This window comes from Streptomyces sp. NPDC020489 (assembly GCF_044386545.1).
In the GTDB taxonomy this organism is placed as follows: Bacteria; Actinomycetota; Actinomycetes; order Streptomycetales; family Streptomycetaceae; genus Streptomyces.
The window spans coordinates 128,312-155,286 of the sequence record NZ_JBIRUZ010000007.1; the positions used below are offsets into that span (position 1 = coordinate 128,312).

Below are 26,975 nucleotides of genomic sequence, written 5' to 3' on the forward strand. Positions count from 1 at the left end.
GGGGGCCTAAGCGGTGCGTTCCGCGCGGTGGCGGGCCTCCCGGAGGCGCACTTCCGCGGGAAGCTGGTCCAGGCCGGCCGAGTCTCGTGCGTGGGCGAGTGTTTCGCGGCTCAGCCGCCCGAGCGTCCGCACGGGATCGGCGTGCGGCTCCAGCAGCAGCCGTACGCGGGCGGTCGGAGCGGTACGCCGGCCCCTCAGCCGGACACGAGCCCGCGAGACCCCGTCCAGGGCTCGGGCCTCTGCCTCGACGGCCCTCTCCAGCGCGCGGCCGTCGAGTCGGGCCGGCGCACCGTCTCCGCTGTCGACGAGAACACGGTCCAGGCGGTGTCTGCGTTGCGCGAGGAGCCACCACAGCAGCAGGGCCAGGAGCAGGACGAGCACCGCGATCACGGTCGGCCACCACCAGCCCTCTTCCCGCCACCGGGTGCGCCCCCAGGCACCCAGCACCACGTCGTCCGGCCCGCGGAAGGGCCACCAGCCCGGCAGCTCGAAGTCCCCATGGCGCGGCAGGTCCAGTGCGCCCAGCAGCACGCCGCCGCCCAGGGCGAACAGTCCGAGGCCGAGGAGCCCGAGCAGCATCCGGTTCACCGCCTTGAGCATCAGGACCACCTCAGCCCTTCTTGGGGCGCCGGACGCGCACGGCCAGTGCGGGTGGCCGGGCCAGGCCCAAGGTCGTCACGGCCTCGCCCAGCTCGGCGTCCAGGTCCGAGCGGACCTCCTCCAGGTCGCGGAAATGGGCCTGCGCCCCGGCCTTGACCTTCCGACGGCCGACAGTGACCTGTGCCGACTGGACCCCGGGCACTCGCATGGCCCGGTCGCGCAGTACGAGTGCGGCCGCGCGGCGGTCGAGGCCGGCTCGGACGTCCTGTGTCCCGGGGCTGTCGGTGGGCCGCCGCATGGGCAGCAGCCTGCGCAGTCCCGGCGTCACCGCGAGGAGGAACAGCCACAGGCCGAGGACCATCGCCACCACGGCCCCGACGATCATCCATACGTCGTCCAGGGGCCGGGTGGCCAGTTCCTCGGCGAGCCGCCGCCGCCAGCGCATCGCGTCCCGGCCCGCCCGCACCGCGATCACGTCATAGAGGAGCAGTCCGACGGCCGCGGCGGACAGCAGGGCCACCAGGGCCGCGGGAATCCGCCGCGACGACCAGAAACGGCGTGCCGACCTGTCTGATCCGTCAGTCACCTTCGGAGTGTCCTCGGCGGACGGGAGCCTCTGTCCCGGGCCGGAGGCGAGGTCGCTGTCACCGGTCTGCTGCCGCGACGTGTTCGCGCTCATCTCACCCGCTCCCGGTCCGTGTGCCGCGTGTGCGCCGAGTGCAGTTGCCCGACCGATACCGCGAGGTCGGACACCTCCATACCGGCCAGAGTCCTGATCCGCTCGGTGACCTCCCGGCGCACCGCGGCGCACTGCGCCCCGATGTCGGAGGGATAGCCGAGGTCGACGGTGATGTGCAGCCGCGCCTCGCCGAGTACCGTCTGCCGCCGCGACTCGGAGTGCCCGGTCCGGCCCTCGCCAGTCCGGCCCTCGCCAGTCCGCCCCTCGCCGGTCCCTCCCCCGCTGGTCCGTTCCGGCGCCCGCCGTACGGATGTGCTCACGTGGGGGGTTCGGCGGTCGGGTGGTACGTGGCCGGTCGACTCGGTGAACCGGCTCAGCGCCTCGCGCGCCACCCGGGCAGCGATCTTCGCGACGACCCGGTCGGTGACGGTGGTCGCCCCGCGCTCCCCACGGGGGACGCCAGGGCGCTCGTCGGCTTCCCCGCTCACCGCCGCCAGTCCCCCCGAGCCTGTCGCGGGTCATCCGAGATCCGGTCCTGCCGGTCCCGGCGACGGACGAAGTCACCCGGTTCGAGATCGCCTTCCGAGAACCGCCCGATCACGAGACCGACGAGGCCCAGCACCAGAACCAGCAGGAAAGCCCAGAAGTCACCGAAGTACCCGGCGAAACCCAGCGCCATCCCGGCCATCAAGCCCACCACGGCCCTGCTCATGTCGCACTCCCTCACTCACTTGGGTGCAGTTCCGCCCCGGCTACTGGATCCGCTGCCGCTCCTCCCCTTCGTCCTCCCCGTCGTCCGGCAGCTTCACATCACTGACCGTGATGTTGACCTCCACGACTTCGCGGCCCGCCATCCGCTCCACCGCGGAGATGACGTTCTCCCGCACCGCGGCGGCCACGTCCGTGATCGGTACGCCGTACTCGACGACGAGCTCCAGATCGACGGCCGCCTGCAGCTCGCCGACCTCGACACTGACCCCGCGCGTGACGGACCTGCCGCTGCCGGCGCCGGGCATCCGCTCCCGCACGGATCCCATCGAACGGGCGAATCCGCTGCCGAGGGCATGGACCCCGCGAACGTCCCGTGCCGCCATTCCGGCGATCTTCTCCACCACCACATCGGCGATGGTCGTCCGGCCGCGAGAACCGGGCGCGGCGTCGGGCCTGACACCGGTGTTCTCAGTCATCGGGATATTCCTCCCTCGCGAGGCCACAGAGCATCAATCACTGGAATTATAGTCTTTTAAGTACCTTTTGCCCGAGTTCAGGGCGTTCGAACGGGGTAACCCGAGGAGCGGCTTGAGACCCCTTGAGGTCCCGAGTTCTCGCGGACTCCGGGCCGCGCCGTGCCGCGCCGCGCCGCGCCGCTGGAAAGAGAACCGCAGCCGTGGAGAGGAAAGTGAGAGGCCCGTGACCGAGGAAGCGTGGACGCAGGCAGTACGGAGCCGGCTCGCCCTGGGTCGGCTGCTCCCGCTCGGCGGGCCCCCCGACGGGACGTGGATCACCGAGCAAGCGGCCGTCCAGGCCCTCCGGCGCACCGCCGCCGAGGTCCCCGGTGTCCGGCTGGGGTCCCTGCGCATCGGGTCGGCGCCGCTCCAACCCGTGTCCGAGCCGGCCGTCCGGCCACCGGCCAGCGCGCTACCTCCCGGCCCCCTCACCATCGAGGCCGCCTTCACCGCATCCCCTGCGCGGCCGCTGCCGGAGACCGCCGACGACCTGCGGAACGCGCTGCTGGGCGCGGCCACCGAACGGCTCGGGCTGGCCACGGTGACGGCTGATCTCCGCGTGACGGATCTCCGTGACATCCCGGAAGCAGAAATGCCCTCCCGGACCGAAGCAGCGACGACCATCAGGCCCGAGCCGGAAGCTACGGCCACGCAGAACGCGGAGGCTACGGCCGCACGGCACGCACCCCCGGTGACCGGAACAGGGTCGCGGGGGCTCGTCGGGGAGGTGACGGACGTCGCAGCAGGGGTGCCGGGCGTCGCCCGCCTCACCGCCGTGCTGGGCAGCCGCCCGGTCAAGGTGACGGACCATGACGATCCACCCGGCCGGCACATCGAGGTTCACCTCGCGGCAGGACCGGGGCACCATCCCCTGCACGTCGCCCGCGCCGTCCGGGAGGCGGTGGCCGAGGCAGCCGCCACGGCCACCTCTGGCCCGGTCACCGTCGCCGTCCTCATCACGGAGACGGCGGGCTAGCGCCCCTCGGTGAGCGGACCCCGCCACCAGCCCTGGACGGTCCTGCGGTGTGACACCTGCCTGGCAGGGAACCCGCAAGGAGACAGAGGGCTCGCGCCACGCCCACGGACGAGACACACGTCGTCCTTGCACCGCGTCGCGCGATCCGCGTCCGCATCGGACGGACGCGCACCCCTTGCCATGGCCCGGTCTCAGCTACTCCCGAGGCAGCGCCTGACCATCCGCTTCCTTCGGAAAGAGTTCAGCGACATGACCACAGACGCCACGGTCCGCCCCCCGCCCTCGGGAACGACCGGCAGTGACTTCGCCCGGCTGTCGAGAAAGATCGCCGACGCCGGCCTGTTGGGGCGCCGCCCCGGCTACTACACGGTGCGGATCACGGTCGTGGCCGTGCTCTACGTCGGCGGGTGGGCCGCCGTCGCTCTCCTCGGTGACACCTGGTGGACGCTGGCCGTCGCCGGTTTCCTGGCCCTCGTCTTCGGCCAGGTCGCCCTGCTCGCCCATGACGCGGCCCACCGCCAGGTGTTCCGCCGCCGCCGGGGCAGCGAGGCATCCGGCCGGATCGCCTGCGCCGGCGTCGGGATGAGCTACGGATGGTGGCAGGACAAGCACACCCGCCACCACGCCAACCCCAACCACGAGGAACTCGACCCCGACCTCGAGCCCGACCTGCTGGTCTGGTCCCAGGACCAGGCCCGCGCCGCCAAGGGGCTCCCCCGCCTCATCGGCCGCTGGCAGGCGTTCCTCTTCTTCCCGCTGCTCACCCTGGAGGGCTTCAACCTGCACGTGTCGAGCGCGAGGGCACTGGCCAACCGCTCGCTCAAGCACCGACGGCTCGACGGCGCCCTGCTGCTCACGAGCGTCGCGCTCTACCTGGCCGTCCTGTTCTGGTTGCTGCCCCCCGGCATGGCGATCGCCTTCCTCGTCGTCCACCAGTGCCTGTTCGGCGTCTATCTCGGCTCGCTCTTCGCGCCCAACCACAAGGGCATGCCGATCCTGACGGGCGAGGACCGCCCGGACTTCCTCCGCCGCCAGGTGCTCACCTCACGCAACGTGCGCGGCGGCTGGTTCACGGACATCGCGCTGGGCGGGCTGAACCACCAGATCGAGCACCACCTGTTCCCCAGCATGCCCAGCCCCAACCTGCGCAAGGCCCGGACCATCGTCCGCCGCTACTGCGAGGACCTGGGCGTGGAGTACGTCGAGACCGGGCTCATCGCCTCCTACCGCCTGGCCCTCACCAGCCTCCACCGGGCCGGAGCCCCCATCAGGCACCCCAGCCTCCCCGCATAGAGGGACGCGGCGCGGCAGGACCGTATCAGCGGGTGTGAGGGAGCCGATCGGGCTTCTCACTTCTTCGGCTTCTGATCCTCGCGTGGTTCTTCGGACACCACCAAAGAGCCGTCCGCCTCGAACCGCAGCATCCGGGGGCGGGGTGCTTCCTGGGGTGCCTTCGGCTCGGGATGAAGCTGTCTGTAGCGCTCATGGTAGAAATCGACCGCTTCACGGAGCGAGCATCCGCGTGCTTCACGGATCGTCTTTATGGCGAGGATCGCGCGTCCCTCGAGAATGTCGCGGTCGACACGTGCCGGTAGTTCCGCCACAGGTCCTCCCCCGTTCGGCTCGCGAAGAGCGTAGCCGTGGTCCTTCGGTCGGTCGCCGCCTGAGCGATCGGTCCCGGCGGGCTCCGCCCCGGTCGGCCGCGGTTGCGGTAGGGCGTCACGGGACAATATCTGTGCTCGCGGAATTAGAAATTTCCACGGGCCGTGATCACTATTTCTTGGCCGTCGGGAGAGGCGGAATTAGGGGCTCAGCGGAGGCCGTCGCGGCGTGCTACTGTCGATCTCAGTTGCAGGTGTTGTTGCCATACGGTTTTTCCGACGGGTTCATCAGCACGGCGACACGGAATTCACAGAACGTGGGTTCTTGAAAACGCCTCCGAAGGAGAAATGACATGGCGAACGGCACCGTGAAGTGGTTCAACGCGGAAAAGGGCTTCGGCTTCATCGAGCAGGACGGCGGCGGCCCCGACGTCTTCGCCCACTACTCGAACATCGCCGCCCAGGGCTTCCGCGAGCTGCTTGAGGGTCAGAAGGTGTCCTTCGACATCGCGCAGGGCCAGAAGGGCCCGACGGCCGAGAACATCGTCCCCGCCTGACAACAGCGGCGCTGACGTACTGACTTCGCAGCTGGGGCCCGCACCTTGGGGTGCGGGCCCCAGCTCGCTGCGTTTCCCGGCGGATCACCCGCCACCCGCACCACCCGGCACCACCCCCACCTGCGCGACACGCTGTGCAACACGCCATGCGCCGCACACCTGCCGCGGGACGCGCTCACGCCCGCCCCGCTGATCCGGCAACACCTCGCCAGGTCCGGCCGTTTTCCCCCTTTTCCCTGTGAGGCATCCATGCGCTGTGTCATCGCCCGGTACCCGTTCGACCTGACCAAGGACGGGGTGCTGGCCTCGATGAAGGGCATCAGGCCCCAGCTCGTCACAGGTGAGTCCGTGACCGTCGGCCGTCGCCGCTACCCGGTCAAGCAGGTGGGGCAGGTCATCACCCGACAGGACCCCCGCGACTTCACGTCCGGCGAGGTCGTCCGCGCCCTGACGCGCCTCGGGTTCACCTGCCACGAGACCCCCCAGGCCGCACCCGAGGACCCCTACGCCGAGCTGCGGAGCGCGGCGGCGATGCTCGGCGGTGCCGCCCCCGCGGAGGCATAAGGGTCCGCGGACCACAGCAATCCAGAGCCCGGCGAGGGCCCTGCCGACGCGCGTCGGCAGGGCCCTCGCCGTTTTGTCACCGCGGCCGGCCCCGCGCGGTCGGCGTGTCGATCGGTTGACCGGCGGCCCGGCCCCGCCTTGCCCTGTCCCGCCCTGCCCGTGTCCCGGGTCACAGGATGCCTGCACCCTCCGCCCACCAAAACCTACTCTTGCCACAGTAGACATTGGTCCACAGTGCGGTTAGCATTTTTCTCGTAGAGACGGTCAGACGACACCCGGCAGACACGAACTGGCGGGTAGCAGTACGTGAAGTTCGCAGGTGACACCCAGCAGTACCAGGATCGCCCGGCCCGACGAACACTCGGTCCGGGTACCGCAAGACCCCGGATTGGATGGTGGTCCCCGGTCACGCAGCCGCGATCCCCGCACTCCTGCCCCCGTCGGGCCGGGTAGCGGAAACAGAAGGTCGGCACAGCATGAGGGCCGACGGATGGTGTTGAATTCCCTTTGGGGCCCTGGTGCCGTACGGCATCGGGGCCCCTCGACGCGTTGCACAACGAGGTGACATGGAAGCAGATAACCCGCTCAGTGATCGTCTGGACGACGACGACTACCCCGCGTACACCATGGGCCGGGCCGCCGAGATGCTCGGCACCACCCCTGCCTTCCTGCGCGCCATCGGTGAGGCCCGGCTGATCACTCCGCTGCGTTCGGAAGGCGGCCACCGCCGCTACTCCCGCTACCAGCTGCGGATCGCCGCTCGGGCCCGTGAGCTCGTCGACCGGGGAACCCCGATCGAGGCCGCCTGCCGCATCGTCATCCTCGAGGACCAGCTCGAGGAAGCGCAGCGCATCAACGCGGAGTACCGCCGTGCCGCGAGCACGCCGGCCTCCGACAACGCCGGCTCCAGCTCGCACTGAGCGGTACGCGCCGAGTGTCGTCGCCTCGAACGTGATCCCCTTCCGCGGAATGATCCAGCGGCTCTAGCGTGGGCGGCATGAGGACGTGCCAGGGGTGTGGGGGGCCGGTCGACGGCCGGGACGGGCCGGGGCGGGCCGCGTCGTACTGTTCGCAGGCCTGCCGGCAGCGGGCCTATCGCGAGCGGCGCGGGGCGGGAGGCGTCCCGGTCAGGGACCTGGTGACCGATCTCGGGGAGCGGCTGCGGCGGCTGCGGCTGGAGCCCGGGATCGCGTTCCACGCCGATGTCGAGGCACTCTCGGGACGGTTCGCGCAGTTACGGCGACTCGCCCGGCAGGCCAGACAGGACAACCAGGACAGCCAGGGCGGACAGGACACCGAGCGGGCGGTGCCGTCCGACCCGGGCGGCGCGGAAATCGTCACGCCGAGGCGTGTGACGAAATCCGACGCGTCCTCCCGTGCCACGCACGACGACGCCGATCCCAGCGCCGACGCCGACGCCGACGCCACACACGACACGCCCGAGCCATCGGACACGCAAGTCACTCCCGACCCCCACCACGACGCGCGCGACCACCCCGACCACCACGCCCACCCCGACCCCGACGACTTCGGCGCCCTCGTCGAGAGCCACCAGCGCGAGCTGCGCGTGCACTGCTACCGCATGCTCGGCTCGTACGACGAGGCCGAGGACCTGACCCAGGAGGCGTTCCTGCGGGCCTGGCGGGCCCGGGAGACGCTGGACGGGGTCGGCAACGTACGGGCCTGGCTGTACCGCATCGCCACCAACCTCTGTCTGGACTTCCTGCGCAAGCACAACCGGCGCCCGGCCCCTTACGAACCGGTGCCGGGCATGGACTCCGGGGGCGGGACGCCACCGCCGCGGCTGCCCTGGCTCCAGCCCTTCCCCGACGACCAGCTGCCCGAGACCCCCGCGCCCCGGCAGGAGCCGGACGCGCAGGCCGTGGCCGGTGAGACGCTGGAGCTGGTCTTCCTGACCGCCATCCAGAAGCTCCCGCCCCGGCAGCGGGCGGCGGTGATCCTGCGTGACGTGGCGGGGTGGTCGGCCGAGGAGACCGCCGACCTGCTGGGCGCCAGCCCGGCCTCGGCGAACAGTGCCGTGCAGCGCGGCCGGGCCGCCCTGCGGGAGGCCTTGCCGGGACGGCGCGAGGAGTGGTCGGCCGGGCCGCCCAGCGCCGCGGACCAGGCGCTGCTGCGGCGGTACATGGACGCCGCCGCGCGGGCCGACATCGACGCGATGATCGAGCTCGTGCGGGAGGACGCGGTGCTGACCATGCCGCCGAACCCGTTCTGGTTCACCACGCGGGAGGCTCTCTTCGCGTTCGTACGGCCGAACCTCGATCCGGCGTCGCCGATGTTCGCCGGGCACTGGCGGCATCTGCCGGTGCGCGCCAACGGGCAGTTGGCGGTCGCCGGTTATCTGCGGCGGCCGGGAACCAGCGTGTTCCGGGCCCAACTCATCGACGTACTACGGGTGAAGGAGGGGCGGATCGCCGAGATCACGACCTTCGAACCGCATCTGTTCGCCGCGTTCGGGCTGCCGATGACGCTCTGAGGAAAAGTTCGGCCGGCAGCGATGAGTTCGCGCGGCCGGCGCGTCATAGGGGTGTCGGGCGCACACGGCGCCCCCCACCCAAGGAGCAGTCACCATGCTGGAGAACAAGGTCGCGGTCGTCTACGGCGGTGCGGGTTCCCTCGGCGCGGGCGTCGCGCAGGCGTACGCAGAGGCGGGGGCGCGGGTGTTCCTCGTCGGGCGTACGCGGGAGACGCTGCGGAAGGTCGCCGACGTCACGGGTGCCGAGTACGACGTGCTCGACGCCGGTGACGAGGAGGCCGTGGAGGCGCACGCGGCGTCGGTCGTCGAGCGGGCGGGCGGGATCGACGTCTCCGTCAACCTCGTGCCGCGCGGGGACTTCCAGGGCGTACCGCTGACCGAGATGTCGGTGGAGGACTACACGCGGCCGGTGGTGCGGGGCATCGCCTGCCAGTTCATCACCGCCCGGGCCGCCGCGCGCCGGATGACCGCCCGGGGTTCGGGTGTGATCCTCGCCCTCAACAGCGGCTCCGCCAACGGCAGTCCGATGATGGGCGGCACCGCGGCGGCCGACGGCGCGATCGACGCGCTGGTCAGGCAGCTGGCCCAGGAGGCCGGTCCGGCCGGGGTGCGGGTCTGCGGGATCTGGACCGCCGGGGTCACCGACAGCCTCACCCCCGAGAAGCTGGCCGCCGCCGGTGCCCCGGGCATGGACGAGGCCGCCGTGCAGGGTGTCCGGGCGCACCTGGACAGCCTGCGGATGACGAGGCGTTCACCGCGGATCGCGGACATCGCCGCCCTGGCGACCTTCCTCGCCTCGGACGCCGGCGCGAGCATCACGGGCACCTGGGTCAACGCGACCGCCGGGATGTTTCCCAGCTGATCCACCGCTGTGGTGGCCGGGTTGTCCGCGAACGCCCCTGGGATTGTCCGTGATCGGTAACGGAGGGAGCCCCAGAGCGCCGTTCGTCGTCCTGACAGGTGCCGGGATCGGCGAGGAACTGCGGGAGAGCGGGGCGGACATGGCGCGGCACGGGGGCGGACGGGGCTGGTACGGCAAGGTGATCGGGGCGGCGCTCGGGGTGACGGTGCTCGCCACCGGTGCCTCGATGTGGACCGCGCAGGCCGGGGCCGCGGGCGGCTCGACGCCGAAGGCGGCCGCCTCTGCCGCCCCGGGCGGTGCCGTGAAGCCGGTGGCGAAGACCATCGTGCACGCCTCGGAGGCGGGGGCGCGCGGCGTCAACATCACCATCGACGACGGCCCGGACCCCGTCTGGACGCCTCAAGTGCTGGACGTGCTGCGGGAGTTCGGCGTGAAGGCCACCTTCTGCATGGTGGGCACCCAGGCCGAGGCCCACCCGGATCTGGTGAAGCAGGTCGTCGCTGCGGGGCACCGGCTGTGCGACCACTCGGTGTCGCACGACACGACGATGGACCAGCAGTCCCAGGCCTACCAGTCGCAGCAGATCCTCGACGCCGAACGCATGATCACCAAGGCGTCGGGGGGTGTCCGGCCGATGTACTACCGCGCTCCCGGCGGCGCCTTCACCCCCTACAGCCGTCAGCTCGCCGCCTCCCGCGGTATGCGCCCGCTGGGCTGGAACGTGGACACCAAGGACTTCGAACTGCCGGGCGCGGACGCCATCGTCGCCACCGTCCAGCGTGAACTCCCCAACGGCCCGACCCTTCTCTTCCATGACGCCGGAGGCGACCGGGCGCAGACCGTCGAGGCCCTGCGCCGGGTCCTGCCCTGGCTGAAGGACCAGGGCTATTCCTTCGGCTTCCCGGTCCGCTGACCTCGCCGGCCCGCGACACCGCGCCCCGCGTGCCTCACACGGGCTCGGGCTGCCGTGCGACCGGTCCGGTCGGCACGGCGGCCCCGTCCCACTGCCGGGTGGTGCGCACATAGCCGTAGATCACCGAGGCCATCGCCAGCAGGAGCAGCGGGCCGGACAGCCACGGCCAGGTCGCCATCTCCACCGGCAGCCAGCGGTAGGCCACCAGGAGGGCGGCGAAGACCACGCAGCCGTAGCCGACCAGCCGGAGCCCGGAGCGGTCCCAGCCGCGGTCGTAGGTGCGCAGGGCCGCCTCGATGGTGAGGACGAAGACGACACCGGCGACGAGGTCGACGCCGTAGTGGTAGCCGAACCCGAGGGTCGCGGTGAGGGTGGCGATCAGCCAGAACGTGCCCGCCCAGCGCAGGGCGCGCGGTCCCTTGCGGGAGTGGATGAAGATCGCGACCGCCCACGCGGTGTGCAGGCTGGGCATGCAGTTGCGGGGGGTGATCTCGTCGAACGGCATGCTGTGCGGGGTGGTGATCGACGGCAGGGTCCGCGGCCACAGGTCGGCCACCGCCCACTGGGTCGTGGAGTGCGCCTCGGACCACAGGCTGATCGAGGCCCAGTGCTCGGTGCCGTCGCCGTAGGCGAAGATCGGCCCGACCACCGGGTAGATCATGTAGACGCCGGGTCCGAGCAGGCCTATCAGCAGGAACGTGCGGACCAGGTGGTGGCCGGGGAAGGCGCGCTCGGCGGCCACGTTGCGCAGCTGGTAGAGCGCGACGGCGACGGCCATCAGGGCGAGCTGGCCGTAGACGAAGTCGAGGAAGTTGAAGCCGATCGCGCCGGTGGCGGTGACGAGCCGGCCCATCAGCCAGGAGGGGTTGCCGAGCGCGTGGTCGGCGGTGGCCACGTACTGGTCGAGCACCTGGTGGCGGGACGCGGAGGTCAGCAGCAGCCAGGTGTCCCCGGCCTTGCGGCCGGCCACCAGGAGCAGCGCGAGTCCGACGCCCTTGAGCAGCAGGACGCGGTCCTGGCCGGTGCGGCGGGTGACCGCGAGGACCCCGCAGCCGAGGACCACCCACAGCGCGCCGTTGCCGTAGTGGTTGCCGGCGGGCAGTTCGAGGTCGAGGATCCAGCGGGTGAGGGCGATGGCGAGGTCGATGCCGATCGCGGTGCCGAGCGCGACGAATCGTTGCCGTCGGGGCAGTACGACCAGCATCAGCGCCATCGCGGCGTACAGCAGGCCGCCCGACTTGGGCGGGAGGACCACCTCACGCAGCTGGACGGTGATCGGGCCCGGCAGGCCGTAGTGGCGTGCGGCGATCTCCAGCATGACGAAGAGCCCGAGGGCGCCGACGCCCATCGCGACCCACAGCGGCTTTATTCGCGAAAACACCCGCAACGATACGTTTATCAACTGTTTGACCGATTTTTATGCATGGGGTGGAATTTTCTGCCTATCGCGCCGGATGACGGTGTTCGTCGCGAGCCCGAACATGCTAGCGGAGGCGTACAGGTTTCACCCATAGGGATGCAGGGGTACGGCGCTGCGTTGCCCCGGGAGGGCCGCCGACACGCGAAACAGGGCCCGCACCGAGGTGCGAGCCCTGTTCGACGAGTGTCCCTGCGGATCAGGCGGGGACGATGTTCTCCGCCTGCGGGCCCTTCTGGCCCTGCGTGACATCGAAGTTCACCTTCTGGCCCTCGTGGAGCTCACGGAACCCCTGGGCGGCGATGTTCGAGTAGTGGGCGAAGACGTCCGGGCCGCCACCCTCCTGCTCGATGAAGCCGAAGCCCTTTTCCGCGTTGAACCACTTCACAGTGCCGGTGGCCATGTGTTTCTCCTGTAAGCAAGTGCTGGAACCCGCACCTCGCGAGCCCCTCATCGCCGCGATGATCACCTGCCCCGGAAACCCGGTTTGAATGGCAAGAATGGCAACCACAACTGCAACGGATATCGAGCCTAGCACGGGTCAAATCGAAGCCGGGGGAAATCTGTTAAGGCTTTTGCGTGTCCGGAAACAATTCTCCTGCGACGCCGTGAGATTTCTTCCCCCGGACGTCCCCGACCCCGGGGGCTGGACGGGCCGCACCGGCGGAGGCGATCGTGGGCGGCATGAGTGATCGGGTGGTGGGAGAGGACGGGCCCTCGGGCGGGGAGGCCGACGAGGTGCGCCGTTTCTGGGGGCGGCTGGGCCTGCCCGGGCTGGTCGACGTGCACACGCACTTCATGCCCGAGCGGGTCCTGCGCAAGGTCTGGGAGTACTTCGACGGGCTCGGCCCGCTGACCGGCGGCCTGGAGTGGCCGATCACCTACCGCCAGGAGGAGGCGGCCCGGGCCGCGCTGCTGCGGGAGTTCGGGGTGCGCGCCTTCACCTCGATGCTCTACCCGCACAAGCCCGGCATGGCCCGCTGGCTGAACGACTGGGCCGTCGACTTCGCCCGCCGCACCCCCGACTGCCTGCACACCGCCACCCTGTTCCCCGAGCCGGACGTCGAGGCCTACGTCGGTGAGGCCGTCGCGGCGGGGGCGCGGGTCTTCAAGGCGCATGTGCAGGTGGGGGCGTACGACCCGGCCGACGAGCTGCTGGACCCGGCCTGGGGGCTGCTCGCCGAGGCCGGGGTCCCGGTGGTGATCCACTGCGGCTCCGGGCCCGCGCCGGGCAAGCACACCGGCCCCGAGCCGATCGAGCGGGTGCTGAAGCGCCATCCCCGGCTGCGGCTGATCGTCGCGCACCTGGGGATGCCCGAGTACGGGGAGTTCCTGGCCCTCGCGCGGCGCTACCGGGAGGTGCGGCTGGACACCACGATGGCGTTCACCGACTTCACCGAGGACTTCCGCCCCTTCCCCCGCGCGCTGCTGCCCGCGCTGAGCGAGCTCGGCGACCGGATCCTGCTCGGCACCGACTTCCCCAACATCCCCTATCCGTATCTGCACCAGCTGCACGCGCTGGAGCGGCTGGACCTCGGCGAGGAGTGGTTGCGCGGGGTGTGCCACGACAACGCGGCGGCGCTGTTCCGGCTGGGCGCCGCGCCGGCCGTCAGTCCTGGGGGCGGGCCGCCTTCACGAACGAGGTGATCAGGGCCGGGTCCTTGACGCCGCGGGTGTGCTCCACGCCGCTGGAGACGTCGACGCCCCAGGGGCTGGTGGCCCCCACGGCCTCGCGCACGTTGTCGGGGGTGAGGCCCCCGGCCAGGAGCCACTTCTCGCCGGGGGCGGCGAGGGGTTTGCTGGACCAGTCCCAGGCGAGGCCGGAGCCGGGGATGGGCGCGTCGAGCAGCAGCATGTCCTCGCCGTACTCGCCGACCCGGGGCACGGTCTCGCCGAAGGCGGCGGCGCGGATCAGGGTCCAGTCGCCGGTGGCCAGGTCCGCGTAGTAGGCGCGGTCCTCGGGGCCGTGCAGCTGGACGGCGCGGATGCCGGAGGCGGTGGCGGTGGCGGTGACGAAGTCCAGGGGCTCGTTGCGGAAGACGCCGACCGTCAGGACGTGCTCGGGCACGCGGCGGCTCAGCCGGAGGGCGGTGTCGGGGTCGATCCGACGCGGGCTCTCCGAGAAGACGAAGCCGATGGCGTCGGCGCCGGCCTCGACGGCCGTGTCGACGTCCCGCTCGGTCTTCAGACCGCAGATCTTGATGAACAGAGGTTCGCTGGAGTTGTTGCTCACGTGTCCCAGACTGCCGTATCGCGCGCCGGGGGCCCGGGTCGGGGACCCGGGCCCTCGGGCCGATGCCGGGTGCTACAAGGTGACCCTGGTGCCGCCGATCGTCACGACCAGCGTGCCGTCCGAGGCGAAGGACCAGGCCAGGGCGCCCGTGTAGGAGGAGCAGCGGGAGCCGTTGGTGCCGGACCAGAACTGGTTGGAGCTGTCGGTGTTGCCGACGATCCGGTCGTTGGTGCCGCTGGAGCTGCGGCAGGAGGTGTTGTTGCGGAACACCGAGGTGCCGGCGTCGAAGTTGAAGTTGCGCTCGGCGTTGTCGATGCTCAGGTTGTTGGAGATCGTCATCGAGCCCGGGTTGCTGTTGTACGTGAACCCGTGCTTGCCGTTGTCGAAGGCGATGCTGCGCCGGACGACGTGGTTGACGGGCACGTCCTCGCCGCCGAGCTTGTAGCCGTTGCGGTCGCCGTTTCCGGCCTGTGAGCCGTCGCTGAGGGTGCCGTTGTCGTAGGAGAGGGAGTCCTCGATGGTCACCGCGCCGATGGGGTCGTAGTCGGAGTAGGTGTAGAGGTCCCAGCCGTCGTCGATGTTGTTGTGCGCGACGGCGTGGCGGAAGACATTCCCGCTGCCCACGGTCAGCTTCGCGGCGAAGCCGTCGGCGTCCTCGCCGTCGGAGTCGGCGTTGTCGTGCGACTCGGCGCTGACGATCAGGTTGTTGGCCGGCCACTGGCTGGTCGGGGTGGTGGAGGCGATCCGGCCGAGCTGGAGGCCGGTGTCCCGGTTGTAGCGCGTCACCGTGCGCTCCAGGACGTTGTTGCTGCCGCCGACGAAGATGCCGTTGTCACCGGCGCGTTCGACGGTGAGGCCGGTGACGTGCCAGTAGTTGCCCATCAGCTGGAGTCCGCGGTTTGACGAACTCTCCGTCTGGGCGGAGAAGTTGAGCACCGGCTTCTCGCCCGGGTAGGCGGACAGCCTGGTGCGGGCGCTCGCGGTGCCGTTGTTGCCGACCGGGACGGTGATCGTCGAGGACTGGTTGTACGTGCCTCCGCGCAGGTAGATCGTGCCGCCCGCGGAGACCTTGCCGATCGCGGAGGCCAGGGTGGTGGGGGCGTCGATCGTGCCGGCCGCGCCGGCGGTGCCGGTGGGCGAGACGTACAGGGCGCCGCCGGTGGGGGGTGTGGTGCCGCCGTCCGGGGTGGTGGCCTCGAGGTAGTCGACGTTGGGCAGGCCGGCCGAGGTCGTCGGGTTGAGCCGGACGGTGTTGCTGCCCGCGTCGACCGGCACGGTCAGGGTCTTGGTGGTCCAGCCCGTCCAGGTGCCGGTGCTCTCGAAGGTGGCGGTGCTCACCGTGGTGCCGTTCACGATGATGTTCGCCGTTCGGGATGTTGTCGTGCCGTTGGCGAAGCGGACGGCCAGGGTGGCGGTGCCCGCCGCGGGCGCGGTCAGCGTGAACTGGGCATGGGCGCCGGTGGCGTTGGTGGGGTTGCAGAAGCCGCTGCCCGAGTAGCCGGCCCAGTTGCTCTCGATGGCGCCGGTGCAGACGGCGGGGGCGGTCTCGGCCTCGTGGCGGGTGGTCGCGGCCTGCGCATTGGTGCCGGTCAGGGCGACGAGGGTGCCCCCGAGGAGGGCGGCGCAGGCGACGGCGGGTCGCAGGTGTCTCAGGTGCATCGTGGATCTCCATCTCCAGGACGGTGCGGGTCGTGCCAGAGGGGTGGAGCGGGATGTACGAGGTGCCGGTGACGCGTGACGGGTGACGCGTGTGGGGGGTGGGATGAACAGGGAAAGCGCTTTCTCCACCGGAAGTTAGGGGCGTGGACCTGAACGCGTCAATAGTTCGTCACCTGATTTCGGTTCACATAGAAGAACTCAAAAAAAACTTTCGGCTGTCATGCAACCTCCAACACTGCTTTCCGAGTGAGTTGTTGATGTCACAACAGCCACAGGGGGACACCCAGTGATCAGACCTTCCTTGAGAGCCGTCGCGGCGGCGGCCCTCGCCTTCGTCATAGCCGGCACCGGGGCCGGGGCCGTCCAGGCCGCGCCCGCCCCGGCCGCACCGCCGGTACCGACTCTCGACTGGGCCGACTGCCAGGGCGGCTTCGAGTGCGCCAACGCGGCCGTGCCGCTCGACTACCGCCAGCCGGACGGCGCCACCCTCACCCTCGCCGTCATCCGCAAGAAGGCCACCGACCAGGCCGCGCGCAAGGGCACCCTGTTCCTCCAGCCCGGCGGCCCCGGCAACTCCGGCGTGGACTTCGTCCGCAACAACTACGCCGACCTGCCCGCCGCGATGCGCGACTCCTTCGACGTCTTCGGTTACGACGTCCGGGGCGTCGGCCGCAGCCGGCAGGTCCAGTGCTTCGACGACCCCACCTACACGGCCGCCGTCACCGCCGCCAAGGGCGCGCCCGGACCGGGCGCCTACGACGCCGCCGTACGCCAGGCCGCCCAGTTCGACCAGGCCTGCGTGGACAACTCCGGCGACCTGCTGCCGTACGTGGGCACGGAGTACGTCGCCCGGGACATCGACCTGCTGCGGCAGGCCCTGGGCGAGGAGCAACTGACCTACTACGGCCGCTCGTTCGGCTCCTACATCGGCACGGTCTACGCGTCCCTGTTCCCGGACCGGGTGCGGGCCCTCGCCCTCGACGGGGCGTACGACCCCGAGCGCTACGCGAACAAGCCGTACGCCTACGACCGGACCCAGTACCTCGCGCTGGACGGCGCGATGGGCCGCTTCCTCGACTGGTGCGCCGCCGACCAGGCCACCTGCGGATTCGGCGACGGCGACCCGCGCGCGGCCTTCGAGAAGCTCAAGGCCGACCTCGACGCCAACCCGGTGGTGACGGCGAGCGGCGGCAAGGCCAACGGCTACACCCTGGTCTACCGGCTGATGTTCAACATCAACGAGGGCAAGGTCATCTGGCCCGCCTTCGGCGAGGCCCTGCGCAAGGCCCAGCAGCGTGACAACACCTCCTTCCTGCTGCGGCCGCCGTCCCCGGCGAGCTTCGACTTCCTCGGCCCCAACGTGGTCGTCGAGTGCGTCGACAAGGCCTACCCGAGCAGCCTGGACCGGCTGAAGCGCGAGGTCACCACCAACGCGCGGATCGCCCCGCTGCTCGGCCCCGCGATGGCCTACGGCCCGCCGACCTACGACCACCAGCACGCCACCGCCTGCGTCCAGTGGCCGGGCGAGCAGGTGAGCCGCTACGGCGGCCCGTTCCACGCGGACGACTCCGCCCCGATCCTCGTCCTCGGCACCACCGGTGACCCGGACACCCCCTACCGGGACGCGGTGGCGCTGTCGCGGGAGCTGGACAACGGCCGGCTGCTCACGTTCGAGGCCGAGGGCCACACCGCCTTCGGGCGCAGCGCGTGCGCGACGGACGCGGTGACGTCGTACCTCGTCGACCTGAAGGTCCCCAAGCGCGGCACGACCTGCGCGGACGAGACCCAGCCGCCGTCCTCCACCCCCAAGGTGGCGCCGCCCGGGACGACCCTGAGCGAGCTGCGCAACGGTGTGAACGAGCGCGTGGAACGGATCGGTTCCGTCGCGTGACCTTCCCGAGGCGCCGGTCCGTCCCCCGGGCCGGCGCCTCGGCCGTCCCGCTCCGGGTGCGCCCCGTACACCGCGTCGGCGCCCCTGCGGCACGTATGACCTGCGATTCCTTCATGATCACTCGACCTGATGGACTCGGTCGACCAGTCGAGTGAGCGCACGTGACCCCCCGGGATCGGGGACGCGAGGCTTCTCGTGCGCACCGCGCGGTCCTCATGCCGGTGCGCGGTCCCTCTCGCTCACGAAGGAGTCGTCCCATGCGCATGCGCCGTTCCCTGCCCGCCCTGGTCGGAGCCATGACCCTCGCCGTCACGGCGTCCCTGGCGGCCACCGCCTCCGCCGCCCCCGCCCCCGAGGCCCCGCTGCTCAGGGAGCCCTGCGGTTTCTACGAGACCTCCAGCAACGCCTACTACAACCACTGCACGAGCGACGGCTCGCGCATCCAGGTCGAGATCGACGACTGGGGCCCCAACACGATCCGCTGTCTGGGCCCCGGCGTCACCTGGATCGGGACGGCCTCGGACATCAGCGGCGCCTGGTACACCGGACGTACCTGCTGACCGTCCTGAACAATGGGCCGCATGAGCATCGTGAAGATCAACGTACTCACCGTCCCCGAGGAACAGCGCGAGGTCCTGGAGCAGCGGTTCGCCTCCCGGGCCGGTGCGGTGGAGAACTCGGACGGGTTCGAGTGGTTCGAGCTGCTGCGACCCGTGGAGGGCACCGACACCTACCTCGTCTACACCCGCTGGAGGTCCGAGGCGGACTTCGAGAAGTGGCGGGCCGACATGGGGGCCTCGCACGGCACCGGCGGCCAGGGCGGCAGCGGCGGCCAGGGCGGTGGGGAGCAGGCCAGGCCCGCCGCCACGGGGGCGACGCTGTGGTCCTTCGAGGTGGTGCAGTCCGCGGGGCCCAAGGACAACTGACGGGCGACATCGGGTCGTTCACCTGACAGCCGTCACGCTCCGTGCCCATCATGGAACCCTGCGCGCACCCGTACTCCTTCTTTGTACGGGTGCGCGAGGGCCCGCGAGTTCGACGAACTCCTCGACACCTAGGGGGCGTTGGGCGAGGCGGTCCGGCACATGCCGGAGGTGGACCTGGTGCCGCTGTGGGCGGAGGAGTTCCTGGAGCGGGAGCGCGAGGCGATCGCGATCTCGTCGTATCAGAACCAGGTGCTCCCAGGCCTGCTCCAGACGGACGCGTACGCGGAGGCGGTGTTCCGCAGCCGGGTTCCGGTGTACGACGAGGACGAGATCGCGCGTCTGGTGGCGGGCCGGGTCGAGCGCCAGTCGATCCTGCACGGCAGGGGAGCGCCGATCACCAGCTTCGTGGTCTGGGAGCCGGTGGTGCACGCTCCGCTGGGAGGGCGGTCGGTGAGGGCGGGGCAGTTGCGGCATCTGCGCGCGTGCTCGGAACTCCCGGGCCTCATGCTCCAGATCCTGCCGCTGGACCGCACCGCTCACGCGGGACTGGACGGGCCGTTCGTCCTCCTGGAGACCCCCGAACACCAGCGCCTCGTCTACGCGGAGAACCAGCGCGGGAGTCAACTCATCGCGGATCAGGGCGAGGTGGCGATCCTGAACCAGAAATATGCCATGCTGCGGTCACAGGCCCTCACCCCGGAGGACACGAGGGATCTGCTGGACCGTCTGCTAGGAGAGCAATGAGCGGCACCGCGCTTCAGTGGTTCAAGTCGAGCTACAGCGGCAGTGAAGGCGGTAACTGCCTCGAAGTCGCCTACGACTGGCGCAAGTCGAGCCACAGCGGCGATGAGGGCGGCGACTGCGTCGAGGTCGCGACGGAGAGTGTCGCCGTCCATGTGCGGGACTCCAAGAACCCCTCCGGTCCCCGGCTCACCGTTGCTCCGAGCGCTTGGGCTGCCTTCGTCGCGCAGAGGTAGCGGGTGGACTACGAGTGGGACGTGTTCATCAGTTACAGCCACAAGGGACACGTGAAGGACTGGGTGCGCAACCACTTCCAGCGTGAACTCACCCTGTCGCTGGAGGACGTGCTGCCCGACGACCCCCGGGTCTTCGTCGACTACGACATACCCGTGGGCACACCGTGGCCCGAGCGCCTGGAGGACGCGCTCCTGAAGGCCCGTTGCCTGGTGGCGATCTGGTCACCGCCGTACTTCCGCTCGGAGTGGTGCATGGCGGAGTGGGTGAGCATGCGCAAACGCCAGGCGGCCCTGGCGGCGACGAACGGCCGGGCGCCGACCCTCATCTACCCGATCCGGTTCGCGGACGGCGACCACTTCCACCCGGACGCCAAGAACACCCAGCAGTGCCGGGACCTGAGCAAGTACGCCCATGACCGCGAGCAGTTCCGGGACACCCCCCTCTACATGGATTTCCAGAAAGAAATGCGCACGGTCGCGGAGGAGATCGCCGCCATCCTCGACCGCGCACCGGAATGGCAGGCCGGCTGGCCCGTCGACCGTCCTCCCGCCCTGGAACGCCCCCAGAGCCGTCTGCCGAGGCTGTGATGGACAAACCCGAGGGCAGGATCGCGACGTTCTACTCCTACAAGGGCGGAGTCGGACGCAGCTTCCTGCTCTCCAACACCGCCACGCTGCTGGCCCAGTGGGGGTACAAGGTCCTGTGCGTCGACTGGGACCTGGAGGCCCCCGGCCTGCACTACTACTTCCGTCCGCACCTGCGCAGCCCCGAGACCGGCCTGGTGGAGATGGTGCTCGGCGTCCGCGACGAGCGGCGCGTCGATCCCCTCGGGCACATCACGCCGGTCGTCTTCCCGGACGGCTCCGGGCTCGACCTCATCGCCGCGGGCGGGGTCGGCTGCGACTACATCCCGAACGTGCAGGGCATCGACTGGGACGCGCTGTACTCGGAGCGGTCCTTCGGCGACGTGCTGGAGGAGTGGCGACAGCGCTGGATCGAGTCGTACGACGTCGTCCTCGTCGACAGCAGGACCGGCATCTCGGACTCGGGCGGCATCTGCACGGCCCAGCTGCCGCACATCCTGGCGTACGCGTTCACCGCGAACCAGCAGAACGTCGACGGCGTGCTGGACGTGGTGACACGGGCCGCCGAGGCGCGCAACGGTCTGCCGTACGACCGGTCGCGGCTGGTGTCGTTGCCGCTGCTGTGCCGGTTCGACATGACCGAGGAGTACGAGCGGGCCTCGGAGTGGCGGGAGAAGCTACGGGCCGAACTCAAGCCGAGCTACGACTCCTGGGTGCCGGAGGGCGCCGCGTTCGAGCGGGTGCTGGACCACTGCACGGTCCCCTACTCGGCGTACTGGTCCTTCGGCGAGGAACTCCCGGTCCTGACCGAGGACTTCAGGAACCCCCAGCTGGTCAGCTACAGCATCGCGTCGATCGCCGCGTTGATCGCGCGGAATCTGGGGGATGTGCGGCTGTTCACGGAGAGTCGGGACGCGTATGTGGACGCGGCCGTCCGAACGGGGCTGCGGGGTGGGCACTACCGGTTCGACGTGTTCCTCTGCGGCGCGCCGAACACCGCCGAGGACGTGGCGCTGCTGAGCAGGCTGCTGGAGGACGAGGGAATCACCAGCTACTCCTCGCTCTCGCCGGACGAGGACCCGCACACCGCCGTCGACACGTGCCGGCACTTCATCCTGGTCACCCGGGACACCGTCGGTTCCCACCAGCGGACCGAGCTGAACTACTTCCTGCGGCAGAGCCTCGAGGAGCAGACGGACCGCGCCCTGTTTCCCGTGATCACACCCAGGGACGTCCTGCGCGACCTGCCCCCCATCGTCAAGTCGATCCAGCCGTACATCCTTTCCGAGGCCACCCTGTCGGTCGTCGCGAGAGCGATCAAGGAGCGGATCCGGGACGACGGCGCGCTGAGCACGGTGCCGTCCCCGGACGAGGTCCTGTGCCTCTCCTACGCGAGTGCGGACCGGGCGTGGGCGGAGTGGGTGGCCTGGCAGTTGCGGGACGTCGGGCACACGGTCAGGTCCGACGTCGTGCGCGAGGAGACGGAGGACGAGTTCTTCGCGCGCCTGGAGCGGCCGTTGGGGCAGATCCGGGACGTGGTCCTGTTCTCCCAGGCGTACTTCACGCGCCGCGGTCTCACCCCGGCGAGGGCGGACGTGATGCTGGGCGCGCGGGAGAGGCTCGTCCCGCTGCGCATCGACGGCAGCGCCGCGCCGGCCCCGCTGCGCAGGCTGCCGGAGACCGACCTGTCCGGGCTGGACGGCGACACGGCACGGGCAGAGTTGCTGCGGGCCGTGGGCGGCCCGGTCGGGGTGGCGAGCGACGCGCGGGCGGCCACGGTCAGGAGGGCTCCCCGGCTGCCGGGGAGCCGTCCGCCGGTGTGGAACGTTCCCCCGCGCCCCGCCCACTTCGTCGGACGGGACGACCTGCTGGCCGAGATCCGTACCCGGCTGACCGCCGAGGGGCGGCCGGAGCCGGTGCTGGCGCTCACCGGACGGGTCGGGGTGGGCAAGACCCAGCTGGCCGTCGAGTACGCGTACCGGTTCAGTGGTGCCTACGCGTGGGTGTGGTGGGTGGACGCCACCCGGCCCGTTCCCGCCCAGCTGGCGGCGCTCGCCGTGGCCGCTGGCTGGGCCGACTCCGGCGCGACCGAGGAAGCGGCCCTGCGGACTCTGCACGAGGGTGTGCGCACCCGGCCGGGCTGGCTGCTCGTCTTCGACGGCGCCGATGATCCGGCCGAACTGGCTCGGCGTCTGCCGCCCGGTGAGGGGCACGTACTGATCACCTCCCGCGACCCGCTCTGGCACCAGATCGCCTCGCCGGTCGACGTCGACGTCCTGGACCGCACGGCGTCGACGGCTCTGCTGCGCTCCCGCAACCGGGCTCTGGACGAGGGGGACGCGGATCGGCTGGCCTCGGCCTTGGACGATCTGCCGCTGGCGCTGGCACAGGGGGCCGAGGCCCTGCATCTGTTCACTCCGGAGCAGTATCTCCAGCAGTTGGAGGACCACGCCGACGCGGCGGTCAGCGACGGCACCCCCTTCGACTACGACGGCCCGCTGTCCGCACAACTGGTGTACACCCTGAGCCTGCTGGAACGGCAGGACCTCCAAGCGGCCCAACTGGTGCTGGCCTGCGCCCTGCTGGCGCCAGAGCCCTTTCCTCTGTACGCCTGCGCCACCGGCGGCGTCGACGCGGGAGAGACCGGTGACGCCGTACAGCTGGTACGGCGTCTCTCCGACCCACGCGTCTTCCGGCGGATCCTCACAGCGGTCGAACGGTCCGGGCTCGCCCGAGTCGCCGGCGGGAGCATCCAGGTGCACCGCCTGACCCAAGCCGTCCTGCGCGATCAGCTCACCGCCGAGGAACGCGCTGAGGCCATCGAGCTGGTCGGCGCGCTGCTGGCCGCGGCCTACCCCGGAGAGGCGGCCGATCCGCGCACCTGGCCGCGCTGGACCGAACTGCTGCCCCACCTCCTGGCCCTGGACCCCGCGGACCTCGCCACGCAGCGCGCCCGGTACGCGGCGTGTGAGGCCTGCTGGTACTTGTTGGACCGCGATGACACCGGCACGGCCCTGCCCCGGCTGGAGGATCTGCACCGGACGTGGACGCGGCAGTTCGGTGCCGACGCCGAGGACACCCTGTTCGCGGCCGCCTACCTCGCCCGCGCCCACGCGGCCACCGGCGATTACGCCGAGGCCGTCCGACTGGAAGAGGACCTTCTGGCTCGGCGGCGGGAGCGGCTGGGCGAGAACGACCCCCTCACCCTGCGCGTCGCCGGGAACCTCGCCACCCGCCTGTCCCAGCAGGGGCTGACGGAAGAGGCCCGCGAGCTGGCCGAGCGCACCCTCGAGGCGCAACGCCGGGTCCTGGGCGAGGACCACCCCGACACGCTGCACTCCGCCGGCAACCTCGCCATCTACCTGGCCGAGCAGGGGCTGACGGAGGAAGCCCACGAACTGGCCGAGCGCACCTTCGAGGCACAGCGCCGGGTCCTGGGCGAGGACCACCCCGACACGCTGCTGACCGCCAGTAACCTCGCCATCTACCTGGACGATCGGGGAGAGACGGAATCGGCTCGCGCCCTTGCCGAGGACACCCTCGCCCGGCAACGCCGCGTGCTCGGTGAGGACCACATCGACACCCGGCACACGGCCGAGGTCCTCAACGACGCGTCCGACACCGACCAGGACCCACCGCCGTCCGGCACGCCCCCGGCCTGACCCGCTCTATTTCAACCCCGCCGCCGCGCAGTCCGCCGCGTAGGCGGTCGTGCAGATGTCGTTGACCGTGTAGACCCCCTCCCGGATCACCGTGTCCTCGATGTTGTCCTTGGTGAGGGCGACCACGGGGACCAGCATGGAGGGGATGTCCTTCTGGGTGGGGCTGTCGACCGCGTCGGGGGTGAGGGCGTCGAACTCGATGGAGCGGTCCTGGACCTTGGCCACCGCCATCTCGGCGGCGTTGTTCGCCTCTTCCAGGAAGGACTTGTAGACGGTCATGTACTGCTCGCCGGCGAGGACCCGCTGGACCGCGGCGAGGTCCGCGTCCTGGCCGGTGACCGGGGGGATGGTCTTCGCGCCGGCCTTCTTGAGGGCGTCGATGACGGCGCCGGCCATGCCGTCGTTGGCCGAGTAGACCGCCGCGATGTCATTCAGGCCGATCGCCTGGATCGCCTTGGCCATGTTCGCCTCCGCGATCTCCGGCTTCCACTCCTCGGTGTCGTAGGACTTGGCGATCACTACGTGGTGCTGGAGCACACCGAGCGCGCCGGCCTTGAAGCGGGCGGTGTTGGGGTCCTCGGGCGAGCCGTTCATCATGACGATCTTGTCGGTCTCGGCCCGGCCGCCGAGCGCCTCCAGGAGGGAGCGGCCCTGCACCTCGCCGACGAGTTCGTTGTCGTGGGATATGTACGCGTCGATCGGGCCCTGGGCGAGCCGGTCGTAGGCGATGACGGGGATGCCCGCGTCCTTGGCCTGCCGCACCTGCGGGGCGATGGCCTTGGCGTCCACGGCGTCCACCAGGACGACGTCCACCTTGGCCTCGATCATCTGCTCGAACTGTCGGCTCTGCCGTGCGGCGCTCGCCAGGGCGTTGGCGTAGCGGACCGTGCCCTTGCCGTGGGTGAGGTCGGCGACCCGCGCCTCGATGAGGGGGTGGTCGAACTTCTCGAAGCGCCGGGTGTCCTTGTCCGGCAGGAGCAGGCCCACCGTGATGTCGTCGCCCTTCCTCGGACTCGCGGAGCTGTCACTGCCGCTGACGGCGTCGACGACACCGCAGGAGGTGAGCAGCAGGGCCGAGGAGGCGGCGGTGAGGGCGAGGCCGGTGCGGCGTGCGGGGGCTCTGCGAGGGGTACGAACGTTCACTTACGTGCCTTCCGAACAGTGGAGCGGCGGAGCGTTCCGAGCGTCTCGCGGGAACACCGCGCACAGGAGCCCGGTACGGAATCTCCCCGAGGCACCTCGCCTTGTTTCACATTTGCCGGTTCGACGCCTACGGCGCCGGGCACGCGCACCGGGGCCTCCCCCTCCGCTGCCCCTCGCGGCCGGCGGAGGGAGAGGTGACCGGCTTTCGGTTACGGCGTGTTGATCAGGTCGTGTGCGGGGACCTTGACCGTGCGCTTGCCGGGTTCGCCGCCGAGGATGACCTTGCGGAGGGCGACGTTGTTGTTGAGGTTGGTCTCCTGGAGGCGCTTCTCCGGGTTGGCGATGACCTGGATGTAGTAGGTGCCGTTGGGCAGGTCGGTGATGTCGAAGGACTGGCCGGGGCGGTACTGGGTGTAGGTGTCGCCGGAGCCGACGTCCAGGACCTCACGGACGGAGATGGAGTTCTGCTGACCGCAGGCGGTCGACAGGTCGGTGTTGTACGGGTGGAAGTTCGCGTTCTTCACCGTGTAGTCGATCGCGTCGGTGTTGGCGAGGCAGAACGCCTCCTTGCCGCTCTTGACGATCTCGTGCTGGTCCGCGGCGAGCAGCCGGTAGCTCGCGAAGTCCGTGAAGTGCCAGTGCTCGTGGCCGATCCGCGGGTCCCACTCCATGGTGCCGGTCGGCGCGTAGCCGACCTGCTTGCCCTTGGCGTCGTAGAAGTACTGGTACGCGTCCATCAGGTCCGCGCCCGGCTTGCGGAAGCCGTCGACGACGAGCGGCGCCGGTCCCGCGTTCCAGACGTTGGCGCTGAAGGCGAGGTACTCCTTGCCGGCCACGTCGCCGTCCTCGCCGTCGGTGATGGCGATGTCCCAGGCGGGCAGCGAGCGCAGGTCGGGCTTGGGCACGCCCGCCGGGGCACCGGCCCGGCCGGTGGGCCGCTTGCTCGCCGGCTTCAGCGCGGGCGCGATCCGGGAGCCGTCGGTGTGGCCGCGGCCGTCGCCCAGGTGGTGGGCCAGGCCGCGGTCCTCCAGGGCGTGCGACAGCATGCCGGGCGTGGGCTCGTCGGCGCCGCGCGGGCCGTAGTGGTGGGACGCGCCGTGGGCGGCGTGCGCGCCGTGCGCGTCGTGTCCGCCGTGGCTCATGCCACGGGTCATGCCCACGCCGCCGCCACCGCCGCCGCCGTCGGTGATCTCGCGGACGGTCACCTTGATCGTCCGCTGCTCGTTCGGCATGCCGAGGAGCTCCCGGTACTTCTTCGCCACCGTCACCTTGGCCGTGTACTCACCGGCCGGCAGGTCGACGGGCTTGTCGTAGTCGACGGTGCTGGAGTTGGACGCCCAGCCCTTCTCCACGCCCCACACCGAGCCGAGCGTGAAGGGGTTGGTGGGGCAGCTCTCCGGATAGTGCGAGGTCGCCGGGGCGTCCGGGCGCAGGCGTCCGGAGGCGTTGTTCGGGCAGAAGGTGCCCTTGGTCTTCGACACCTCCTGGCCCGCCGCGTTCTTGACGGACACCTCAAGGAAGCCGGGCAGGCCCGTGAAGTCCTTCACCAGCCCGGCGGGCAGGGTCTTGGTGGTGGTGTGGGTCCCGTCGCGCAGGATCTGCTTGGCGACCACGGGGTCCTTGTACGACTTGCGCGTCACCTTGAACTCCAGCGGCGCGTTGTCGACGGTCACGTACGTCCCGAGGTCGAAGTAGACCCCGGGCTCCCCCTGGTACCGGTCGAGCGTCACGTGGTTCGACGCGGCGATCAGCTTGAGCTTGGGCTTGCCGGGCGTGGCCGCGGGTGCCGCCCCGGCGCCGGGAGCCGCTCCGGCCGCGGTGGCGACGACGGTGAGCGCGGCGCCCGCGGCGAGCGCGGAGTTCCTCAACCGGGTACGGCTGCGGTGTTTCTGACTGGTCATCGGTTCCTCGTCTGCGAGTGCCCTGGTCAGGGGCATCGGACTGGACAACCCCCGGGCCGGCCGACGGTGTGGACGCACCCCCACCGCGCCCCACGTGTCCCCTCGACGG

The 26,975-nt window shown here is 70.7% G+C and carries 27 protein-coding genes and 1 pseudogene; 16 read left to right on the top strand and 12 right to left on the bottom strand.

Translation table 11 applies throughout. The features are described from left to right. Positions 1–6 precede the first annotated feature (6 nt). Genes amaP through ACH41F_RS20325 form a run of 5 tightly spaced genes read right to left on the bottom strand, consistent with a single transcriptional unit; the run spans position 7 to position 2,466 of the window. Positions 7–600, bottom strand: a complete 594-nt coding sequence (gene amaP, locus ACH41F_RS20305; protein WP_391233208.1) for an alkaline shock response membrane anchor protein AmaP — start codon at positions 598–600, stop codon at positions 7–9. A 10-nt stretch (positions 601–610) separates the two neighbouring features. Continuing rightward, on the bottom strand, positions 611–1,279 hold the full coding sequence (locus ACH41F_RS20310; RefSeq protein WP_391233210.1) for a DUF6286 domain-containing protein: 669 nt from the start codon (positions 1,277–1,279) through the stop codon (positions 611–613). Next, the gene (locus ACH41F_RS20315; RefSeq protein WP_391233212.1) at positions 1,276–1,767 is read right to left on the bottom strand and encodes an Asp23/Gls24 family envelope stress response protein; all 492 of its coding nucleotides are present in this window, start codon (positions 1,765–1,767) and stop codon (positions 1,276–1,278) included. Before ACH41F_RS20315 ends, ACH41F_RS20310 begins: the two co-directional genes overlap by 4 nt. Beyond that, positions 1,764–1,991, bottom strand: coding sequence for a hypothetical protein (locus ACH41F_RS20320; protein WP_391233214.1), 228 nt, complete (start codon positions 1,989–1,991; stop codon positions 1,764–1,766). Before ACH41F_RS20320 ends, ACH41F_RS20315 begins: the two co-directional genes overlap by 4 nt. 40 nt (positions 1,992–2,031) lie before the next feature. After that, positions 2,032–2,466 carry an Asp23/Gls24 family envelope stress response protein gene (locus tag ACH41F_RS20325; protein ID WP_398836828.1) on the bottom strand — a complete coding sequence of 145 codons (435 nt, stop codon included), beginning with the start codon at positions 2,464–2,466 and terminating at the stop codon, positions 2,032–2,034. A 223-nt stretch (positions 2,467–2,689) separates the two neighbouring features. Between ACH41F_RS20325 and ACH41F_RS20330 the strand changes: the two genes are divergently transcribed. Together ACH41F_RS20330 and ACH41F_RS20335 are read left to right on the top strand one after the other, a co-directional pair. Then, the gene (locus tag ACH41F_RS20330) at positions 2,690–3,481 is read left to right on the top strand and encodes a hypothetical protein (RefSeq protein WP_391233218.1); all 792 of its coding nucleotides are present in this window, start codon (positions 2,690–2,692) and stop codon (positions 3,479–3,481) included. A gap of 249 nt (positions 3,482–3,730) precedes the next feature. Beyond that, entirely contained in the window at positions 3,731–4,774 is a 1,044-nt protein-coding gene (locus ACH41F_RS20335) for a fatty acid desaturase family protein (protein WP_398836829.1), read from the top strand. Between the two features lie 56 nt (positions 4,775–4,830). On the opposite strand, the gene ACH41F_RS20340 is transcribed toward ACH41F_RS20335, so the two are convergent. Next, a complete protein-coding gene (locus ACH41F_RS20340; protein WP_398836831.1) occupies positions 4,831–5,085 on the bottom strand; it encodes a hypothetical protein in 255 nt (84 codons plus the stop codon). Positions 5,086–5,435: 350 nt separating this feature from the next. Between ACH41F_RS20340 and ACH41F_RS20345 the strand changes: the two genes are divergently transcribed. The 6 genes from ACH41F_RS20345 to ACH41F_RS20370 all read left to right on the top strand — a co-directional run bounded on the left by ACH41F_RS20345 (position 5,436) and on the right by ACH41F_RS20370 (position 10,472). Beyond that, entirely contained in the window at positions 5,436–5,639 is a 204-nt protein-coding gene (locus tag ACH41F_RS20345; protein ID WP_383781634.1) for a cold-shock protein, read from the top strand. Between the two features lie 249 nt (positions 5,640–5,888). Continuing rightward, positions 5,889–6,203: an SCO5918 family protein gene (locus ACH41F_RS20350; protein ID WP_391233226.1), complete on the top strand. Its 315-nt coding sequence runs from the start codon at positions 5,889–5,891 to the stop codon at positions 6,201–6,203. Positions 6,204–6,769: 566 nt separating this feature from the next. Further along, positions 6,770–7,123 (top strand): MerR family transcriptional regulator, encoded by a 354-nt coding sequence (locus ACH41F_RS20355; RefSeq protein WP_391233228.1) that lies wholly within the window; start codon positions 6,770–6,772, stop codon positions 7,121–7,123. A 77-nt stretch (positions 7,124–7,200) separates the two neighbouring features. Next, a complete protein-coding gene (locus ACH41F_RS20360; protein ID WP_398836833.1) occupies positions 7,201–8,697 on the top strand; it encodes an RNA polymerase subunit sigma-70 in 1,497 nt (498 codons plus the stop codon). 94 nt (positions 8,698–8,791) lie between these two features. Beyond that, a complete protein-coding gene (locus ACH41F_RS20365) occupies positions 8,792–9,559 on the top strand; it encodes an SDR family NAD(P)-dependent oxidoreductase (RefSeq protein ID WP_398836834.1) in 768 nt (255 codons plus the stop codon). Positions 9,560–9,698: 139 nt separating this feature from the next. Further along, positions 9,699–10,472, top strand: coding sequence for a polysaccharide deacetylase family protein (locus ACH41F_RS20370; protein WP_398837043.1), 774 nt, complete (start codon positions 9,699–9,701; stop codon positions 10,470–10,472). Between the two features lie 34 nt (positions 10,473–10,506). On the opposite strand, the gene ACH41F_RS20375 is transcribed toward ACH41F_RS20370, so the two are convergent. Then, the gene (locus ACH41F_RS20375) at positions 10,507–11,820 is read right to left on the bottom strand and encodes a phosphatase PAP2 family protein (protein WP_398837044.1); all 1,314 of its coding nucleotides are present in this window, start codon (positions 11,818–11,820) and stop codon (positions 10,507–10,509) included. Between the two features lie 268 nt (positions 11,821–12,088). Continuing rightward, positions 12,089–12,292, bottom strand: a complete 204-nt coding sequence (locus tag ACH41F_RS20380) for a cold shock domain-containing protein (RefSeq protein WP_391233232.1) — start codon at positions 12,290–12,292, stop codon at positions 12,089–12,091. A 281-nt stretch (positions 12,293–12,573) separates the two neighbouring features. Here ACH41F_RS20380 and ACH41F_RS20385 point away from each other — a divergent pair, with 281 nt between their 5' ends. Further along, complete coding sequence (locus ACH41F_RS20385; RefSeq protein WP_398836836.1) at positions 12,574–13,536, top strand: amidohydrolase family protein; 963 nt, start codon at positions 12,574–12,576, stop codon at positions 13,534–13,536. Here ACH41F_RS20385 and ACH41F_RS20390 read toward each other — a convergent pair. Further along, entirely contained in the window at positions 13,499–14,122 is a 624-nt protein-coding gene (locus ACH41F_RS20390; protein WP_391233236.1) for a phosphoribosylanthranilate isomerase, read from the bottom strand. The two genes, ACH41F_RS20385 and ACH41F_RS20390, sit on opposite strands and share 38 nt — an antisense overlap. 72 nt (positions 14,123–14,194) lie before the next feature. Then, the gene (locus tag ACH41F_RS20395) at positions 14,195–15,781 is read right to left on the bottom strand and encodes a carbohydrate-binding protein (RefSeq protein WP_398836838.1); all 1,587 of its coding nucleotides are present in this window, start codon (positions 15,779–15,781) and stop codon (positions 14,195–14,197) included. Positions 15,782–16,067: 286 nt separating this feature from the next. Here ACH41F_RS20395 and ACH41F_RS20400 point away from each other — a divergent pair, with 286 nt between their 5' ends. From ACH41F_RS20400 to fxsT, 7 genes and pseudogenes are all read left to right on the top strand, one after another. Further along, positions 16,068–17,672, top strand: a complete 1,605-nt coding sequence (locus ACH41F_RS20400) for an alpha/beta hydrolase (RefSeq protein WP_398836839.1) — start codon at positions 16,068–16,070, stop codon at positions 17,670–17,672. Positions 17,673–17,929: 257 nt separating this feature from the next. Beyond that, entirely contained in the window at positions 17,930–18,232 is a 303-nt protein-coding gene (locus ACH41F_RS20405; protein WP_391233242.1) for a DUF6355 family natural product biosynthesis protein, read from the top strand. 21 nt (positions 18,233–18,253) lie between these two features. Beyond that, positions 18,254–18,598, top strand: coding sequence for an antibiotic biosynthesis monooxygenase family protein (locus ACH41F_RS20410; protein WP_398836841.1), 345 nt, complete (start codon positions 18,254–18,256; stop codon positions 18,596–18,598). A 99-nt stretch (positions 18,599–18,697) separates the two neighbouring features. Continuing rightward, positions 18,698–19,342 (top strand): annotated as a pseudogene (locus tag ACH41F_RS20415) (DUF5753 domain-containing protein); the annotation flags it as partial. Continuing rightward, a complete protein-coding gene (locus ACH41F_RS20420; protein WP_398836843.1) occupies positions 19,339–19,575 on the top strand; it encodes a DUF397 domain-containing protein in 237 nt (78 codons plus the stop codon). The pseudogene ACH41F_RS20415 and the gene ACH41F_RS20420, both read left to right, overlap by 4 nt. 3 nt (positions 19,576–19,578) lie before the next feature. Further along, on the top strand, positions 19,579–20,163 hold the full coding sequence (locus ACH41F_RS20425; RefSeq protein ID WP_391233250.1) for a TIR domain-containing protein: 585 nt from the start codon (positions 19,579–19,581) through the stop codon (positions 20,161–20,163). Then, positions 20,163–23,822, top strand: coding sequence for an FxSxx-COOH system tetratricopeptide repeat protein (fxsT, locus tag ACH41F_RS20430; protein WP_398836845.1), 3,660 nt, complete (start codon positions 20,163–20,165; stop codon positions 23,820–23,822). Before ACH41F_RS20425 ends, fxsT begins: the two co-directional genes overlap by 1 nt. A gap of 6 nt (positions 23,823–23,828) precedes the next feature. Here fxsT and ACH41F_RS20435 read toward each other — a convergent pair whose 3' ends face one another. Further along, on the bottom strand, positions 23,829–24,965 hold the full coding sequence (locus ACH41F_RS20435) for a substrate-binding domain-containing protein (protein ID WP_391233254.1): 1,137 nt from the start codon (positions 24,963–24,965) through the stop codon (positions 23,829–23,831). A gap of 209 nt (positions 24,966–25,174) precedes the next feature. Continuing rightward, positions 25,175–26,866 (bottom strand): lysyl oxidase family protein, encoded by a 1,692-nt coding sequence (locus ACH41F_RS20440; protein ID WP_391233256.1) that lies wholly within the window; start codon positions 26,864–26,866, stop codon positions 25,175–25,177. Between the last annotated feature and the right edge of the window lie 109 nt (positions 26,867–26,975).